Origin of the sequence: Aeromonas genomosp. paramedia, assembly GCF_023093515.1 — a bacterium.
Taxonomy (GTDB): domain Bacteria; phylum Pseudomonadota; class Gammaproteobacteria; order Enterobacterales; family Aeromonadaceae; genus Aeromonas.
On sequence record NZ_JAAROG010000027.1, the window covers coordinates 14318 to 30007 of the forward strand.

15 protein-coding genes are annotated in these 15690 nt (G+C 63.3%); 10 read left to right on the plus strand and 5 right to left on the minus strand.

The annotated features are described in order from the left end of the window. Positions 1–57: 57 nt before the first annotated feature. Positions 58–1833 carry a diguanylate cyclase domain-containing protein gene (locus HB860_RS18945; RefSeq protein WP_348773048.1) on the plus strand — a complete coding sequence of 592 codons (1776 nt, stop codon included), beginning with the start codon at positions 58–60 and terminating at the stop codon, positions 1831–1833. 229 nt (positions 1834–2062) lie between these two features. Here the strand turns inward: HB860_RS18945 and fabV are convergent, their stop codons facing one another. Then, the gene (gene fabV / locus HB860_RS18950) at positions 2063–3250 is read right to left on the minus strand and encodes an enoyl-ACP reductase FabV (protein ID WP_247627619.1); all 1188 of its coding nucleotides are present in this window, start codon (positions 3248–3250) and stop codon (positions 2063–2065) included. A 432-nt stretch (positions 3251–3682) separates the two neighbouring features. On the opposite strand from fabV, the gene HB860_RS18955 reads away from it, so the two are divergent. Next, the gene (locus HB860_RS18955) at positions 3683–4117 is read left to right on the plus strand and encodes a universal stress protein (protein WP_025325220.1); all 435 of its coding nucleotides are present in this window, start codon (positions 3683–3685) and stop codon (positions 4115–4117) included. A gap of 191 nt (positions 4118–4308) precedes the next feature. Further along, positions 4309–5322, plus strand: coding sequence for a tryptophan--tRNA ligase (trpS, locus tag HB860_RS18960; RefSeq protein ID WP_247627620.1), 1014 nt, complete (start codon positions 4309–4311; stop codon positions 5320–5322). Here trpS and HB860_RS18965 read toward each other — a convergent pair. Then, positions 5301–6260: a LysR family transcriptional regulator gene (locus HB860_RS18965; protein ID WP_139437056.1), complete on the minus strand. Its 960-nt coding sequence runs from the start codon at positions 6258–6260 to the stop codon at positions 5301–5303. The two genes, trpS and HB860_RS18965, sit on opposite strands and share 22 nt — an antisense overlap. A 90-nt stretch (positions 6261–6350) precedes the next feature. Between HB860_RS18965 and HB860_RS18970 the strand changes: the two genes are divergently transcribed. Both HB860_RS18970 and HB860_RS18975 read left to right on the plus strand, forming a co-directional pair. Continuing rightward, the gene (locus HB860_RS18970) at positions 6351–7250 is read left to right on the plus strand and encodes a DMT family transporter (protein ID WP_139437058.1); all 900 of its coding nucleotides are present in this window, start codon (positions 6351–6353) and stop codon (positions 7248–7250) included. After that, the gene (locus HB860_RS18975; RefSeq protein ID WP_005326376.1) at positions 7235–7396 is read left to right on the plus strand and encodes a hypothetical protein; all 162 of its coding nucleotides are present in this window, start codon (positions 7235–7237) and stop codon (positions 7394–7396) included. Before HB860_RS18970 ends, HB860_RS18975 begins: the two co-directional genes overlap by 16 nt. A 105-nt stretch (positions 7397–7501) precedes the next feature. Here HB860_RS18975 and HB860_RS18980 read toward each other — a convergent pair whose 3' ends face one another. Further along, complete coding sequence (locus HB860_RS18980) at positions 7502–7978, minus strand: DUF6314 family protein (RefSeq protein ID WP_139437060.1); 477 nt, start codon at positions 7976–7978, stop codon at positions 7502–7504. A 42-nt stretch (positions 7979–8020) separates the two neighbouring features. Here HB860_RS18980 and HB860_RS18985 point away from each other — a divergent pair, with 42 nt between their 5' ends. Continuing rightward, positions 8021–8878, plus strand: coding sequence for a carboxylate/amino acid/amine transporter (locus HB860_RS18985; RefSeq protein WP_247627621.1), 858 nt, complete (start codon positions 8021–8023; stop codon positions 8876–8878). Positions 8879–8953: 75 nt separating this feature from the next. Here the strand turns inward: HB860_RS18985 and HB860_RS18990 are convergent, their stop codons facing one another. Continuing rightward, positions 8954–9817 (minus strand): GGDEF domain-containing protein, encoded by an 864-nt coding sequence (locus HB860_RS18990; RefSeq protein WP_247627622.1) that lies wholly within the window; start codon positions 9815–9817, stop codon positions 8954–8956. 342 nt (positions 9818–10159) lie between these two features. Beyond that, on the minus strand, positions 10160–10873 hold the full coding sequence (locus HB860_RS18995; RefSeq protein ID WP_247627658.1) for a 3-deoxy-D-manno-octulosonic acid kinase: 714 nt from the start codon (positions 10871–10873) through the stop codon (positions 10160–10162). 128 nt (positions 10874–11001) lie between these two features. Between HB860_RS18995 and HB860_RS19000 the strand changes: the two genes are divergently transcribed. The 4 genes from HB860_RS19000 (at position 11002) to spoT (ending at position 15599) form a co-directional block, all read left to right on the plus strand. Next, a complete protein-coding gene (locus HB860_RS19000; protein WP_432612686.1) occupies positions 11002–12069 on the plus strand; it encodes a glycosyltransferase family 9 protein in 1068 nt (355 codons plus the stop codon). 299 nt (positions 12070–12368) lie between these two features. Then, on the plus strand, positions 12369–12995 hold the full coding sequence (gene gmk / locus HB860_RS19005; protein ID WP_139437069.1) for a guanylate kinase: 627 nt from the start codon (positions 12369–12371) through the stop codon (positions 12993–12995). A 79-nt stretch (positions 12996–13074) separates the two neighbouring features. After that, entirely contained in the window at positions 13075–13350 is a 276-nt protein-coding gene (gene rpoZ / locus HB860_RS19010) for a DNA-directed RNA polymerase subunit omega (protein ID WP_005307060.1), read from the plus strand. 131 nt (positions 13351–13481) lie between these two features. Beyond that, positions 13482–15599 carry a bifunctional GTP diphosphokinase/guanosine-3',5'-bis pyrophosphate 3'-pyrophosphohydrolase gene (spoT, locus tag HB860_RS19015; RefSeq protein WP_139437071.1) on the plus strand — a complete coding sequence of 706 codons (2118 nt, stop codon included), beginning with the start codon at positions 13482–13484 and terminating at the stop codon, positions 15597–15599. Positions 15600–15690 lie beyond the last annotated feature (91 nt).

The window sequence follows — 15690 nt, forward strand, 5'->3', positions numbered from 1 at the left end:
AGCATCAGCCATTATGATGGCGCCAGTGGTCGGGGAAAGGATTCAATGAGATTCATTATGGCACTGGCGCTGCTCTGGATAACCCAGTTGCAGGCCACTCCCTCCTTGCTGGAAGAGGCTGAATTGCAGGCGGCGCGGGATCCCGTCGGCTATCTGCAGCGCCTCGACGCCAGCCCGCAGCAGGACATGGAGCTGTTCCATGCCAGAGCCCTTGCCCAGGCAGCCCTGGGACGCTACCAGCAGGCCCTGCTGGACAACGCCCGCGCCCGCGGGCTGGCCAGTGCCCAGCAGGAGAGCCGGCGCCTGCTCGACTTCAGATTGCAGCAGATTGCCCTGACCCTGGATACCGAAGCCCCCGAGCAGGCCCTCCAGCTGCTGACCCAGCTCAGGCCGGCCATCCTGGGCCATCTCCAGCAGGAGTCCGAGTGGCATGCCCTCAATGGCCTCGCCCTCTACCGTACCCAGCAGATGAAGGAGGCGATCGCCGAGCTCAAGACCGCCTTCCAGCTCAAGCAGAAAGGGCCAAGAAGCGCCCTCTCCACCCTGCAGTGTGCCCGTCTGATGATGACCCTTGGCAACCTCTATGCCGATCTCAGCCTCCACCGGGAGGCCGAGAGCTACTATCAGGATGCCCTCGGGCAGATGGTGCGACTGAACGAACCCAACAGCCAGGCCATCATCCGGGCCAACATGGCGCGGCTCTACATCGACATGGGGCGCCCCGACCGGGCGAGCGAGCTGCTCGAGGCCCTGCTGGCCACCCCCGGGCTCTCGCCCCACTATCGCGCCATCGTCCTCGGCTACAGGGCCATGGTGTTCAATGCGCAGCGAGACTGGCACTCCGCCTGGCAAAGCCTGGAGGAGGCGCAGGCCATCTATGAGGGGCTGGGTTATCCCCAGGCCGCCTCCCGGCTGACCGAGATCCGGGCCAGAACCCTGCAGGGACGGGGGGAGACCCAGCTGGCCTTGCAACTGCTGACGGCCCAGCCAGGCCCGGTCAGCATAGAGGGCAAGGCGATGCAGGCCAGACTGCTGGCAGACCTGGGACGCTACCCCGAGGCCTATGGTGTCATGACCCGCTACATGCAGCACTACAGGCAGCACTTCAACCAGACCCTGAGCCAGCATGCCGCCGCCTTCCAGGTCGAGATGGATCTGGCCCGCAGCGAGGCCAGCAACCTGGCGTTGCAGCAGGAGAACGAGAACAAGCGCCAGCAACTGCTGTATCAGCAGAGTGCCCGCTACTACCAGCTGATGCTGGTCGTCCTGCTGATCGGCGCCCTGATCCTGCTCGGGCTCACCACCCACAGGCTGCACCGCAGCTCGCGCCACCTCTACAAGCTCGCCACCTTCGATCAGCTGACCGGGCTGCCGAACCGGCGCGCCCTGCTGGAGCAACTGGAGCAGCAGTGGCAGCTGGATGCGCCACTGACCCTGCTCATCATCGACATCGACCATTTCAAGCAGATCAACGACAGGCACGGCCACCAGACAGGTGACCAGGCCATACGGCAACTGGCCCGGGAGCTGAAGAGCTGGGCGCCGGACCTGCAACAGGTCGGGCGCTGGGGAGGGGAGGAGTTTCTGGTGGCCATGACGCAGGACGGCGCCACCTGCTGGCGGCTGGCCGAACAGCTGAGAAACCGGATCGCCTACCTGGCCGCCCCCCACATGACCATCAGCATAGGGGTGGCGGAGCGCTCACCGGACGATGACAGCCTCAGCCAGCTGATCCACAGGGCCGACATGGCCATGTACCAGGCCAAACGTCAGGGGCGCAACCAGACCATACTGGCTCCGTCCCCCAACCAGCCAGCCTGCAACGTCGCCTGAGACTGAAAGCCTGAAGCCATAACACCTCGAACATCAGACACCAGGGGCGCAACCAGACTATATTGGCTGGCTCCGGCCCCCAACCAGCCAAGCTGCAACGTCGCCTGAGGCTGAAAGCCTGAAGCCATAACGCCTCGAACATCAGACACCAGGGACGCACCAGACTATATTGGCTGGCTCCGGCCCCCAACCAGCCTGCCTGCAACGTCGCCTGACACAGGTACCTGACTCAGGGCAGCAGCTCGGTCAGGGAGGCGACATCCACCGGCGCCCCATAGTCCACGCCGGGCAGCTCGAAGCCGTTGAGCTGCATGAAGTCCTGGCGCAGCCCGGCGAAGTCCCCCAGGGCGTGGAAGTTGTCCGGTGTCACCTTGGACCAGAGCGCCGAGACGGCGGCCTGCACCGCCGGATCCAGCTCGTGGTCATCCATCCGGATCAGGCGGTTGCCGTCGGCCACCACCCCATGGGGCCCGTACATCTTGGCGGCAAACAGCCGCTGCATCTGCTCGATGCAGCCCTCGTGCACGCCCCGCTCCTTCATCACCCCCATCAGCAGGCCGAGGTAGACAGGCAGCACGGGAATATAGGCGCTCGCCTTGGTCACCAGCGCCTTGCACACCGACACCCAGGCGTGACCGCCAATCTCGGCCAGCTGCAGGTTGATGGTCTCGGCGGTGGCATGCAGATGCTCCTTGGCATAACCGATGGTGCCATCCCGATAAAGGGGATAGGTGGATTCGGGGCCAATGTAGGAGTAGGCCACGGTTTGCGCGCCGGGCGCGAGACAATCCGCCTGCTGCAACGCCTGCAGCCAGAGCTGCCAATCCTCGCCCCCCATCACTGTGACGGTGTCGCGGATCTCCTCTGGCGTGGCGGGCGCCAGCGACTGCTGCACCAGGGTATCGCGCTCCAGATCCAGCCCCCAGCCACTGAACGGCTGGCCGGTGGTCTTGAGCACCGAGCGCACCTGCGTGCCATCGGGTAGCACCCGAATGCCGCTCGCCAGGGAGTAGACCACCAGATCCACCTGCCCCAGCTGCTGGCGGATGGCGTCGATGGCCTGCTGGCGCAGGGCGTCCGAGAAGGCATCGCCGATCAGGTTGATGGCGATGCGACCCTCCTGCTCCGCCGCCTGGCGAAACCAGATGTTGTTGTACCAGCCCGCGCTGCCCAATCCCTTGTCGGAGGGCCCGCGCTCGAACGAGATGCCCAGGGTATCGGCGCCGGCGCCGAAGGTCAGCGCGATGCGCGACGCCAGCCCGAAGCCGGAGGAGGCCCCCAGCACCAGCACCCGTTTCGGCCCGTTGAAGGGGCCCGCCCCCTTGACGCTGGCGATCTGCTGCTGCACGGCGGCGCGGCAACCGATGGGATGGCAGTTGCGGGCAACGCAGCCCTGGATCTGGGGATGAATGATCATGAATGAATCTCCAAGGGATCGATGGAATACGGGGATCGGCCGCAGCGAGCGTCGGCAGCATCGCCACAGGAATTGGCTAGAGCATAACCAAGAAGCCGGGGATTACCTTGATGTCGGGTGGCATAGGGGCAAGAAAGGGGGGCAGAAAAACAAGAGGGAGCACAAGGCTCCCCAAAGCGTTATTCAGATGCTTTTTGTTGTGTTGTGTTCATTGCGAAGCACGGGCACATCCTATTCCCCTCACTCAGTCGGGGCAATAGAACGGCTGTGATCGGCTTCAAACTCCTGTTCAAAATATATGCGATCCTTTATCCGCAATGGCAACCAGGGAGTACGGGCTTGCCATGCAAATCCTGAAACTGTGGTGACATCGCCGTTTTAGTTTCAGCGGACATTGGTATAGTGAACCCAGGATCAGTGAGGAGAATTCCCATGAGTGGAACCTATTACAAGCACATACTGGCGGCGATCGACCTGTCGGAAGACAACCGCAAGGTGATCGACAAGGCGGTCGACCGGGCCCGTTCCAATGGCGCCAAACTGTCGGTGATCCATGTGGACGTGGACCTCAAGGATCTCTACACCGAGATGATCGATATCGACATCGACAACGTGCAGGATCAGGTGATCGCCGAAGCGAAAGAGAAGCTGGAGGCCTTCCTCGCCTCGGTGGACTACCCCATAGAGAAGAAGCTGGTGATCTGCGGCGATCTGAGCGAGCGGGTCAATCAGGCGGTCAAGGATTACCAGATAGATCTGCTGGTATGCGGCCACCGCCAGAGCTTCTGGAGCCTGCTCACCTCCAGCGCCCGCCAGCTGATGAATACGGTGCCCTGCGATCTGCTGGTCGTGCCCTTGCAGAAGTGATCAAACAGGCGTAGCTTGATTTGCCATGAACATGACCATCGTCAATCACAACTACTGGTGGTGCTGCTTATAAACAGGCGGCACTGCTTTTCTATGTAATTTTTCCCAAAGAAAACACCGTGACCGCCGAGAGGCGGTCATTGTTTTCATCCCTTTGTCGCCTCCCGGCCCACCCCACTGGAGAGAGTGACATGCACAACCCCGTTATCCTGACCGGCGATCGCCCCACCGGCAAACTGCACATCGGCCACTATGTCGGATCCCTGCGCCAGCGCGTCGAGGCCCAGCACCATTACCGCCAGTTCGTGATGATCGCCGACCTGCAGGCGCTGACCGACAACGGCCACAACCCGGCCAAGGTGACCGACCACGTGCTGGAGGTGATGGCCGACTACCTGGCCGCCGGCCTGGATCCGGCCAAGACCACCTTCTGCCTGCAGAGCGCCCTGCCCGCCCTCGCCGAGCTCACCACCTATTACCTCAACCTGGTCAGCGTCGCCCGGCTGGAGCGCAACCCCACCGTCAAGGCGGAGATCCAGCAGAAAGGGTTCGAGCGCAGCCTGCCGGCAGGTTTTCTGGTCTACCCCGTCAGCCAGGCCGCCGACATCACCGCCTTTCGCGCCACCCATGTGCCGGTGGGCGAGGATCAGCTGCCCATGCTGGAGCAGACCAACGAGATAGTGCGCCGCTTCAACGCCCTGGTAGGAAAGGAGGTGCTGACCGAATGTCAGCCCATCCTGAGCGACACCGGCCGCCTGCCCGGCATCGACGGCAAGGCCAAGATGTCCAAGTCCCTCGGCAACACCATAGAGCTCGGCATGTCGGCGGAAGAGATCAAGCAGGCGGTGTTTGCCATGTATACCGACCCCAACCACCTCAGGGTGAGCGATCCGGGCCAGGTGGAGGGCAATACGGTGTTCGCCTATCTGGATGCCTTCCACCCCGACAAGGCGCTGGTGGCCGAGATGAAGGCCCACTACCAGCGCGGCGGGCTGGGAGACATGCGCTGCAAGCAGGTGCTGAACGACTGCCTGCAGACCCTGCTCGCCCCCATGCAGGAGCGACGTCAGGCGGCCATCGCCGACAAGGAGAAGCTGCTGCGCCTGTTGCAGCAGGGCACCTTGCAGGCCCGCGCCCTCACCGACGAGGTGCTGGCAGAGGTCAAGAGCGCCATGGGACTGGACTACTTCGCCGGGTTGCGCTGAGTCGGCGCCCCCAGCGCGTCGGCACCGTAACGCTCGAAGGCGAGCCGGTGCAGCAGCCCCTTGAACCAGCCGATCGCCTCGTCATGGGCGCTGAGCGGGTGGCCCGCCATCAGGTAGACGATGGGAATGGCGGGCTCCAGCTGATGAAGCCGCAGCGGGTAGTAGCGGCAGAAGTGGCGCCCTATCATCTCGGGCACCACCACCAGATAGCGGCCGGTCGCCATCAGCTGCGGCACCGCCATGAAGCTCGGCAACCGCACCCCCAGCTCCCGCGCCACCCCGAAGCGGGCCAGCCAGAGATCCACCATGGCCTGGCTGTGCCCCCAGCTGGAGGTGTGGATGTGGGGGCGGCTCACCAGCTCGTCCGGCCCCAGCTCATCGGGCAGCGCGCTGCCAAGGGGTGACAGGCAGACCAGGGGATTGCTGAACCACTCCTCGCGCCACAAGCGAGGGGAGAGATGGTTGGCGCCGGCGAAGCCGATCACCAGATCCAGCTCCCCCTTCTCCAGCTCCCGCTCGTAGTCGCTGTCCGCCAGCTCGCACACCTCCAGCCGGCAATGGGGCGCCTGCTGGACCATGCGTTCCACCAGGGTCGGCACCAGGCCGTGCTCCACCGAGCCCGGAGTGGCGATGCGAAACACCCGCTGGGCGCTGGCGGGCTCGAATCCCTTGGCCTGGCGCAGGCCCTGCTCCAGCATGGCCAGCGCCTGGCGCACAGGCCCGGCCAGCGCCTTGGCGCGCTCGGTGGGCATCATCTCGCGCCGGCTCATGACAAACAGGGGGTCGTCCAGCGCCTGGCGCAAGCGCCCCAGGGCGTGACTGACGGTGGACTGGGAGAGGTGGAGCCGTTCCGCAGCACGGGTGACGTTGCGCTCCTGCATCAGCATGTCGAACACATTGAGCAGGTTGAGGTCGAGGCGGGAAAGGGGGAGTTCCATCGATATTGGCCATAGTTGAATGACGACAATTCATTTTTGGCATAGTAGCAGATTGCATAGAATGCGCGGGCGAATTACACGGAGATTAACATGCGTAGCTATCTGTTATTGCTGGCGATAGGCCTGTTGTGGGGCTCCCAGTTCATTTTCATGCATCAGGCCGTTACCGAACTGCCCCCCATCATGGTGGCGGCCGGTCGCGCCCTGTGCGGCAGCCTGACCCTGGGTCTGCTCTGCCTGTTCATGCGCCTCAAGAGCGAGCACACCCCTTGGCGTACCTATATGCTGATCGCCCTGCTCGATGCCACCATCCCCTTCATCATGGTGGCCTGGGGTCAGCAGTATGTTGACAGCGCCATCGCCGCCGTGGTCATGGGTTGTATTCCCTTTGTGACCATTCTGGCTGCGCCCCTGTTTATTTCTGGTGAAAGAATCACCAAGGGCGGTCTGCTCTCCGTGGTCATCGGCTTCGTCGGTGTGCTGGTGCTGTTCTGGCCGAAACTGGCCAACGGCATGAACGCCGGTCTGCTCGGTGCCATGGCCATACTGTTCGGCGCAAGCTGCTTCGCCATCGGCCTGCTGATGATCAAGCGCTTCGCCAAGGACCACCCTGTGGTGGTGGCCCGCAACATACTGATCTCGTCAGCCATCCAGCTGCTGCTGGCCGCGCCCTTCGTCACCGATCTGAGCGCCCTGACCCTGCCGAGCCAGCAGGCCATCGGCGCCGTGACCGTGCTGGGTGTGTTCTGTACCGGTCTGGTCTACTTCCTCTACATGGCGTTGATCCAGAAGGCGGGCCCGACCTTCGCCTCCTTCAGCAACTACCTGGTGCCGCTGTTCGGCGTCATGCTGGGTGCCCTCTTCCTCGGCGAGCAGGTGCACTCCACCACGGCCGTGGCACTGGCGCTGATCCTGGGCTCGGTCGCCCTGAACCAGTGGGCACAGCAGCGTCGTGCCCGTCGGGAGGCCAGCCTATGTCAGGCATCCTGACCACACTCTGCGGCGGTCTGGTGCTGATAGCCGGCTGGCAATATCGCCACCGGCTGGCCGGACTGCTCGGCCTGCTGATGCTGACCCTGCCCTGGTTCTTCGACAGCAAGCTGCAGGCCATGCTGAGCTATGCCCTGAATGCCTGAAGTCCATATCTGAATGTGTGACGAGAGTGTATCTCTCCTGTTTTTGGGACCGTTTTAAAAAAACCTCCGATTTGTCCCCGCTACCGGCGCTCTGCGCCGGTTTTTTTATGCCGGTTTCCCGCCCTCCGAGCAGTAGCGGTAGCTGAGCCGCTCGTTCTTGCGCGGCCCCGTGATCTGCCAGGCGAGCAGAAAGCCGTCCTCGGTCGGCGTCAGTTCCGCGCTGTAGTGATCCTGACCACACAGGTGCGCCTCGGCGGTGAGCCAGCGCCCGTCTCCCTGGGGCAGCAGCTCGAACAGCAACACCGGCGCCTGGTGGCGCAGGTGGGAGAGGCGGATCCCCCGCTCGCCGCGCTGCCACCAGAAGCTGTTGTGCATGGTGAGCACCCGCCCATGGGGCGTGGTGTAGCGCCCCTGCTCCGTAAACAGCCAGCCCCCCTGATGATCGGTCACCCGCACCTCCCCCTCGCCACGGCCGTTCCAGTCGGTCGCGGAGCCCGCCCCGTTGCTCGCCTCGAAGGCAAACACACCGATCTGTGGCAACTGCCCCCATAAACGCTGGATCGCGCTTTCCAACTCGGCCATCATAGCGCCCTCCAAATTGACAACTGACGACAATTCAATCACATGAACTACTTGATAGGGGTTACCCTGCTCTGGTCCTTCTCCTTCAGCCTGATCGGGGTCTACCTCGCCGGCCAGGTGGACGCCTACTTCTCGGTGCTGACCCGCATCGTCCTCGCCAGCCTGGTGTTCCTGCCCTTCCTGCGCCGCCGCTGGCTGCGCCCCGATCTGGTGGCCAAGCTGATGGCACTCGGCGCCATCCAGCTCGGCATCATGTATCTGTTCTATTACCACTCCTTCCTGCTGCTGACGGTGCCGGAAGTACTGGTGTTCACCATCTTCACCCCCATCTACGTCACCCTGATCCACGATCTGCTGGAGGGGCGCTTCAAGCCGACCTACCTGTGGGGGGCGCTGCTGGCGGTGCTGGGGGCGGCCGTCATCCGCTTCGACGGCCTGACCGAGAGCTATGTGATGGGATTCCTGGTGGTGCAGGGAGCCAACCTCTGCTTCGCCCTGGGCCAGGTGGGCTACAAGGTGCTGCTGGCGCGAGAGGCGCAGCAACCGCCCCAGCTGGCGGTGTTTGGCTGCTTCTATCTGGGGGCCCTGGTGATCGCCCTGCCCGCCTGGTGGCTGCTGGGCCAACCGCAATACCCGACGAGTGGATTGCAGTGGGGCATACTGCTCTGGCTGGGGGTGGGGGCATCCGGGCTCGGCTACTTCCTGTGGAACAAGGGAGCCACCCTGGTCAGCAGCGGCGTGCTGGCCATCATGAACAACGCCCTGATCCCGGCCGGTCTGCTGGTCAATCTGGTGCTCTGGGGCAAGGATACGGATCTGTTCAGGCTCAGCCTAGGCGCCCTGCTGATGCTGGCCTCCCTCTGGGTCTGCCAGCGTCAGCCGACGTGCAGCGCGGACTGACGAACCACCAGGCCTGCCGATGCAGGCCTCCTTTGACCCACAGGCATCGGCGGGTGAGTGAGCGCTGACTAAGAATCAGCCAACCACTGTGTTGCGTTCCCGCCTGGCCTGGCCGTGGCAGGAGGCCAGCCGGGCCAGCAGGTGATCGAGCTGCTCGGCGCTCTGGCTCTGCACCAGGCCTATGCTGACGGTCACCGGCCGCTCGGGCAACAGGCTGGCATCGGCGATCTCGAGACGCAGCCGTTCGGCAATCTCGAGGCCGCTCAGCCGATCTGTCTGGGAGAGCATCAGGATGAAACCGTCCTCGTCCCAGCGGGCGAAGGGATCTTCCCGCCGCAATTCGCGGCGCACTATGCGGGCCAGCTTGGCCAGCATGGCGTCGCAGGCGGCCTCGCCAAACAGCTGCAATATCTTGCTGCGGTGATCCACGGTGAACTGCAGCAGGCAGAAGCTGCCGCTCTCGCTGGTCAGCCGCTCGTCCAGCAGCGACTCGAAGTGACTGCGGCTCTCGAGCCCGGTGAGAGGGTCGGTGTCGTGGCGATCGTCCAGCTGGGGCATGACCGCGTCCAGATGGCGCACCACCCCCAGCAGCTGGCCTCGTTCGTCGCGGCGCACCCGCTCTTCCAGCCGGATGTAGTGGCCCTGATGGTGCAGGATGCGGTACTCGAGCCGCAACCCGCTGCTGCGCCCCTCCCGACAGGCATCGATGGCCTCCCCCAGGCGGGGCCCGTCATCCGGGTGCACCCGGGCCAGCCAGCCGAGATCATCCAGCTCGTTCCCCACCAGCCCCAGCAGTTGCAGGCAGGAGGGATCTCGCCTCAGGCCCTGTTCGGCCGACCAGGTCCAGATCCCGGCCTCCAGCATCGCCATGGCTTCTGCCTTCAGCGTCACCTCAAGCGGGGTAATGACCTCAACCCCGGGAGTCTCATACCTTTCCATCACGCGCCTCGAAACCGGATCTGACTGTCTGCCCAGACAGCAACACTCACATAAGTAACATTGGCGATTGCGCCGAGCAACAGCGTCAACCAGCTTTTCCCTGGTGCCCTTTTATCCGCACCAGCCGCTCCCTCAGACCGTCTTGCATTGATAGCCCGCCATCAGCGCCTGCCAACCTCCAGACACGAAGTGGAGGCCGAACTCAGCCCGTCTTGCCCTGATAGCCCGCCATCAGGGCCTGCCAACCTCCAGACACGAAGTGGAGGCCGAGCTTAGCCCGTCTTGCCCTGATAGCCCGCCATCAGGGCCTGCCAACCTCCAGACACGGAGTGGAGGCCGAGCTCAGCCCGTCTTGCCTTGATAGCCCACCATCAGCGCCTGCCAGTTTTCCGGCACGAAGTGGAAACTGGTGTGCAGCTGCGACTCCTTGTTGAAGGAGCGCAGCAACCGCTCCAGATTGGCCTGCTGCCAGCTGCCGGGGGAGCGGATAGCCCCCTTGTCAAAATCGATCACCCACACCTTGCCCTCCTTGTCGAGCAGCAGGTTGTGGCTGTTGAGGTCGGCGTGACAGACCCCGGCATCGTGCAGCCGGCGCACCGTCTGACCCACCTTGTGCCACACCTCGTCGGGGAGCGCCCCCTGCTTGAGCAGGGCCACCAGATCCTTGGCGCCACGGATGCGCTCGATAAGGATGTCGGCGCGATAGAAGGGCCCCTGCTTGACCATGCGGGCCGCGAACGGCCGTGGCACCGGCAACCCCTGCTCGCTCAGCTGGGCCAGCAGACGGTATTCGGCCATGGCGCGGCTCGATTCGACCCCTTCGAACCAGAAGCGATCCCGTACCAGCTTGCCCACCATGCCGCCGCGATAATAGTGGCGTAGCACCAGGTGGCGCGACTCGTCCTTCACGAACCAGGTCACCCCGCGGCCTATGGCAGAGCCCACCACCTGCCGATGGGTCTGCCACCAGGCCGGATCGAACAACGCGGGGGAAGGGTCGCGGAAGGCGCCTTCGGCATACCAGCAGATCTGGTTGTGGGCGGTCTGTGTCAGCATCATGAGTATTCCGGTCGATAGTGGGGCGCAATGCATCCCGTCATGGGGACTGTGCCGGTCGGGCAGCTGGCGCAATTTTACAATCCACAAGGGAGTTTGCATAATGCCATCCATCCATTTTGCCACCATTGCGCCACATCATGCCGCTGTTCCAAACGCCGCCCTCCTCTATCTGCATCCTGCGGCTCTCCGCCATCGGGGATTGCTGCCATGCGCTGGCGCTGGTGCGCGTCATCCAGCGGGCCTGGCCAGAGACTCGCATCACCTGGGTAACCGGCAAGATAGAGGCGACCCTGTTTGCCGATCTGCCCGGGGTGGAGGTGATCCCCTTCGACAAGAGCAAGGGCTGGCGTGGCTACCGTGATCTCTGGCGCACCCTCAAGGGCCGCAGGTTCGATGCCCTGCTGCACCTGCAGGCGGCCCTGCGGGCCAGCATCGCCACCCTGGGCATCAGGGCCAAGATCAAGCTCGGGTTCGACAAGGCGCGGGCCAACGACGGTCAGTGGCTGTTCACCAACCATCAAGTGCCTTCCCCCGCCTCCCCCCACGTGCTGGATGGCTTTCTCGCCTTCGCCAGGGAGCTCGGCATCCAGGATCTGACCCCGGACTGGCAACTGCCCATCAGCGCCGAGCACCAGGCCTGGGCCCGGGAGAAGATAGACGGCAAACCGACCCTGCTCATCTGCGCCGCCGCCAGCAAGGCGTTCAAGAACTGGACCGCCGAAGGCTATGCCGCCCTGGCGGATCACGCCGCCAGCAAGGGGTTTCAGGTCTATCTCTGCGGCGGACCGGCCAGGCTGGAGCGGGATCTGGCTGCCGACATCCAGCGCCTGAGCCAGAGCAAGCCGGTGGATCTGGTGGGGCAGACCAACCTCAAGCAACTGCTGGCACTCATCAAGGAAGCCAGCCTGGTGCTGGCCCCCGATACCGGCCCCACCCACATGGCGACCCTGGCGGGCACGCCAGTGATCGGCCTCTACGCCCATCACAACCCGGATCGCACCGGCCCCTATCTGTGCCGCGAACACGCGGTCAGCGTCTATCAGGAGTTGATCGAGCAGGAGACCGGCAAGCCGCTGGCGGCGCTCGACTGGCGTACCCGTCTCAAGGATCCGGACGCCATGCGCAAGATCACCAGCGAGCGGGTCATCGCCGCCTTCGATCGGCTCTGTGCCGAGCGCCAGCTGCCGGGCTGAGGGGCAACTCGGAAATTCCGAGCCCTGAGGCAGGGATAATCTGATGGCCCGAGTCGGGTGCCGGGGGCAGAATAGCGGCCGATGTGGGTAACGCTCCCGCAGCAAGCAACGAATACTTTGATCGGCTGGAATATGATTCCGGCCGTTTTTTTATCCGCCCCCATCTGCTAACATTCGCCGCCTTTACAACCTCCTGACTCTGATTCTTCCGCGTTTTGCGAGCGACTGTCTCCCTTTCGGGCACATGACGGCAGCCTCTGCTACAACCAAAACACGGGTCATCGCTTAAAGGTACAGACATGGCGCAACAAGGCACTCTCTATATCATCTCCTCCCCGAGCGGGGCCGGTAAGTCCAGCCTGCTCAATGCCTTGCTGACCCAGCACAACGACGCCGGCAAGATGCAGCTCTCCGTCTCCCACACCACCCGCGCCACCCGCCCCGGCGAAGAGCACGGGGTGCACTACCACTTCGTGCAGGTGGAAGAGTTCAAGGCGCTGATCGAGCGCGGTGATTTTCTGGAGTGGGCAGAGGTGTTCGGCAACTACTACGGCACCTCCCGCGCCGCCATCGAGGCCTGCCTGGCCCAAGGCATCGACGTCTTCCTCGACATTGACTGGCAGGGCGCCCGCCAGATCCGCGAGCAGATGCCGACCAAGTCCATCTTCATCCTGCCGCCGAGCCGGGAAGAGCTGGAGCGCCGCCTGATCGGGCGCGGCCAGGACAGCAGCGAAGTGATCGCCGGCCGGATGGCGAAAGCCATTGCCGAAATGGTGCACTACGACGAGTATGACTATGTCATTATCAATGAAGACTTTGAGCAGGCGCTGTTCCAGCTCAGGGCCATCATAGAGTGCCAGCGGCTGGAATTGCGCCAGCAGCAGCAGGCCCAACAAAACTTGCTGCAACAGCTACTGGCAGAATAGGCCAAAAACAAGTAAACTTTTGCGTCATTTTTAAACACTGCTTTTTCAAACACAGAAAGCCCAAACACTGGAGTCCTGCATGGCACGCGTTACTGTAGAAGATGCTGTAAAACAGGTAGGTAACCGTTTTGACCTGGTGCTGGTCGCCGCACGCCGCGCCCGTCAAATCGCGGTACAAGGCAAAGATCCCCTGGTCGACGAAGAGAACGACAAGCCGACCGTGATCGCCCTGCGCGAGATCGAACTGGGTCTGGTCAACAACCAGGTGATGGATACCCAGGACCGCTACGAGCAGCAAGAGCAGGAAGCCGCCGAGCTGGCTGCCGTTGCTGCCATCGCCGAAGGCCGCGGTTAAGTTATTTCTCATGGTCGGCGCCCGCCCGGGTGCCGACTGTTCTTCCCATTTACAACCGCTCGAAAACCTCGCAAACTCGAGGGCATATCCTCAATTCCACGGATTGTCGTTTCACCGCTGCGGGGACTGTCTTGTATTTATTTGAAAACCTTAAAGAAATAGCCAGTTCCTACCTGCCTCCAGAGCAGGTTGAGAAGCTCAGGCAAGCCTATGTGGTGGCCCGTGACGCTCACCAGGGACAGATGCGTTCCAGCGGCGAGCCCTATATCACCCACCCGGTTGCCGTTGCCCGCATTCTCGGCGACATGCGACTCGATCACGAAACCCTGATGGCCGCAGTGCTGCACGACGTCATCGAAGATACCCCGGTCACCAAGGACGATCTCGCCGAGCTGTTCGGCAACGCCGTCGCCGAGCTGGTATCCGGCGTCTCCAAGCTCGACAAGCTGAAGTTCCGCGATCGCAAGGAAGCCCAGGCCGAAAACTTCCGCAAGATGATGATGGCCATGACCCAGGACATCCGGGTCATCCTGATCAAGCTCGCCGACCGCACCCACAATATGCGCACCCTGGGCTCACTGCGGCCTGACAAGCGTCGCCGCATCGCCCGGGAAACCCTCGAGATCTTCGCCCCCATCGCCAACCGCCTCGGCATTCACACCATGAAGAACGAGCTGGAAGAGCTGGGCTTCGAGGCGCTCTACCCCATGCGCTCGCGGGTGCTGCGGGAATCGGTGCGCCGCGCCCGCGGCAATCGCCGCGAGATCATCGACTCCATCGAGAGCGAGATTGAGGGTCGGTTGCGCGAGGCCGGCATAGATGCCCAGGTCAGCGGTCGCGAGAAGAACCTGTTCTCCATCTACAACAAGATGGAGAAGAAAGAGCTGCAGTTCCATGAGGTGATGGATATCTACGCCTTCCGCGTCAGGGTGAAGGACATAGACACCTGCTACCGGGTGCTTGGTCAGATGCACAGCCTCTACAAGCCCCGTCCCGGCCGCTTCAAGGACTACATCGCCATTCCCAAGACCAACGGCTACCAGTCCCTGCACACCTCACTGGTGGGGCCGCACGGGGTGCCGGTGGAGGTGCAGATCCGCACCGAGTTCATGGATCAGATGGCCGACAAGGGGGTCGCCGCCCACTGGGCCTACAAGCAGGATGGCGACAGCTCGGGCACCACGGCCCAGATCCGCGCCCAGCGCTGGATGCAGAGCCTGCTGGAGTTGCAGCAGAGCGCGGGTAGCTCCTTTGAATTCATCGAGGGGGTCAAGACCGACCTCTTCCCGGACGAGATCTACGTCTTCACCCCGGAGGGCCGCATCATGGAGCTGCCCGCCGGCGCTACCCCGGTGGACTTCGCCTACACGGTACACACCGACATCGGCCACGCCTGCGTCGGCTCCCGGGTCGACCGCCACCCCTACCCCCTGAGCAGTCCGCTGCACTCGGGCCAGACGGTGGAGATCATCACGGCACCGGGCGCACGCCCGAACGCGGCCTGGCTCAACTTCGTGGTGACCACCAAGGCGCGCTCCAAGATCCGCCAATTCCTCAAGAACCTGCGCACCGAAGAGTCGGTGGTGCTGGGTCGCCGCCTGCTCAACCATGCCCTCGGCGCCAAGAACATCGAAGACATTCCCGAGCCGCGCATCAAGCAGGTGCTGGCCGACACCAAGCACGAGAACCTGCAGGGCCTGTTGGCCGATGTGGGGCTTGGCAATGCCATGAGCGTCATGGTGGCGCGCCGCATGCTGGGTGACGAGTTGCCGCCGGAAGAGCAACCGAAGTCCAGCAGCAAGAAGATGCCCATCAAGGGGGCCGACGGCATGCTGGTCACCTTCGCGAACTGCTGTCGCCCGATCCCGGGGGATGCCATCATCGCCCACATCAGCCCGGGCAAGGGACTGGTCATTCACCAGGAGTCCTGCCGCAACATCAAGGGCTACAGCCGCGAGCCGGACAAGTACCTGCCGGTGCAGTGGGAAGTGGACAAGGAGCAGGAACAGGAGTTCCGCACCGGCATCAGCATCGAGATCGTCAACCACCAGGGTGCCCTGGCGGAGCTGGCCAACGTGATTGCCGCCACCGGCGCCAACATCCACGCCATCAGCACAGAAGAGAAGGATGGCCGGGTCTATCTGGTCACCCTGCTCATCACCACCAAGGGCCGCATCCACCTTGCCAACATCATGCGCAAGATCCGGGTGATGCCCAACGTGCTCAGGGTGAGCCGACAGAAGAACTGATCACACAGGCGGCGCGAGCCGCCTGCTGCTTTTCAAGAGACACTCATGGCCCCATGCAACAGCCCACCTGCCTTGTTGCGTGCACCAGCCT

Coding starts and splice junctions, on each gene's coding strand:
- HB860_RS18980 (WP_139437060.1), bottom strand. CDS start 7,978: ATGGCCGAGTTGGAAAGCGCGATCCAGCGTTTATGGGGGCAGTTGCCA.
- HB860_RS18945 (WP_348773048.1), top strand. CDS start 58: ATGGCACTGGCGCTGCTCTGGATAACCCAGTTGCAGGCCACTCCCTCC.
- gmk (WP_139437069.1), top strand. CDS start 12,369: ATGGCGCAACAAGGCACTCTCTATATCATCTCCTCCCCGAGCGGGGCC.
- HB860_RS18965 (WP_139437056.1), bottom strand. CDS start 6,260: ATGGAACTCCCCCTTTCCCGCCTCGACCTCAACCTGCTCAATGTGTTC.
- trpS (WP_247627620.1), top strand. CDS start 4,309: ATGCACAACCCCGTTATCCTGACCGGCGATCGCCCCACCGGCAAACTG.
- HB860_RS18970 (WP_139437058.1), top strand. CDS start 6,351: ATGCGTAGCTATCTGTTATTGCTGGCGATAGGCCTGTTGTGGGGCTCC.
- HB860_RS18995 (WP_247627658.1), bottom strand. CDS start 10,873: ATGCTGACACAGACCGCCCACAACCAGATCTGCTGGTATGCCGAAGGC.
- HB860_RS18990 (WP_247627622.1), bottom strand. CDS start 9,817: ATGGAAAGGTATGAGACTCCCGGGGTTGAGGTCATTACCCCGCTTGAG.
- fabV (WP_247627619.1), bottom strand. CDS start 3,250: ATGATCATTCATCCCCAGATCCAGGGCTGCGTTGCCCGCAACTGCCAT.
- HB860_RS18985 (WP_247627621.1), top strand. CDS start 8,021: ATGAACTACTTGATAGGGGTTACCCTGCTCTGGTCCTTCTCCTTCAGC.
- HB860_RS18955 (WP_025325220.1), top strand. CDS start 3,683: ATGAGTGGAACCTATTACAAGCACATACTGGCGGCGATCGACCTGTCG.
- rpoZ (WP_005307060.1), top strand. CDS start 13,075: ATGGCACGCGTTACTGTAGAAGATGCTGTAAAACAGGTAGGTAACCGT.
- HB860_RS18975 (WP_005326376.1), top strand. CDS start 7,235: ATGTCAGGCATCCTGACCACACTCTGCGGCGGTCTGGTGCTGATAGCC.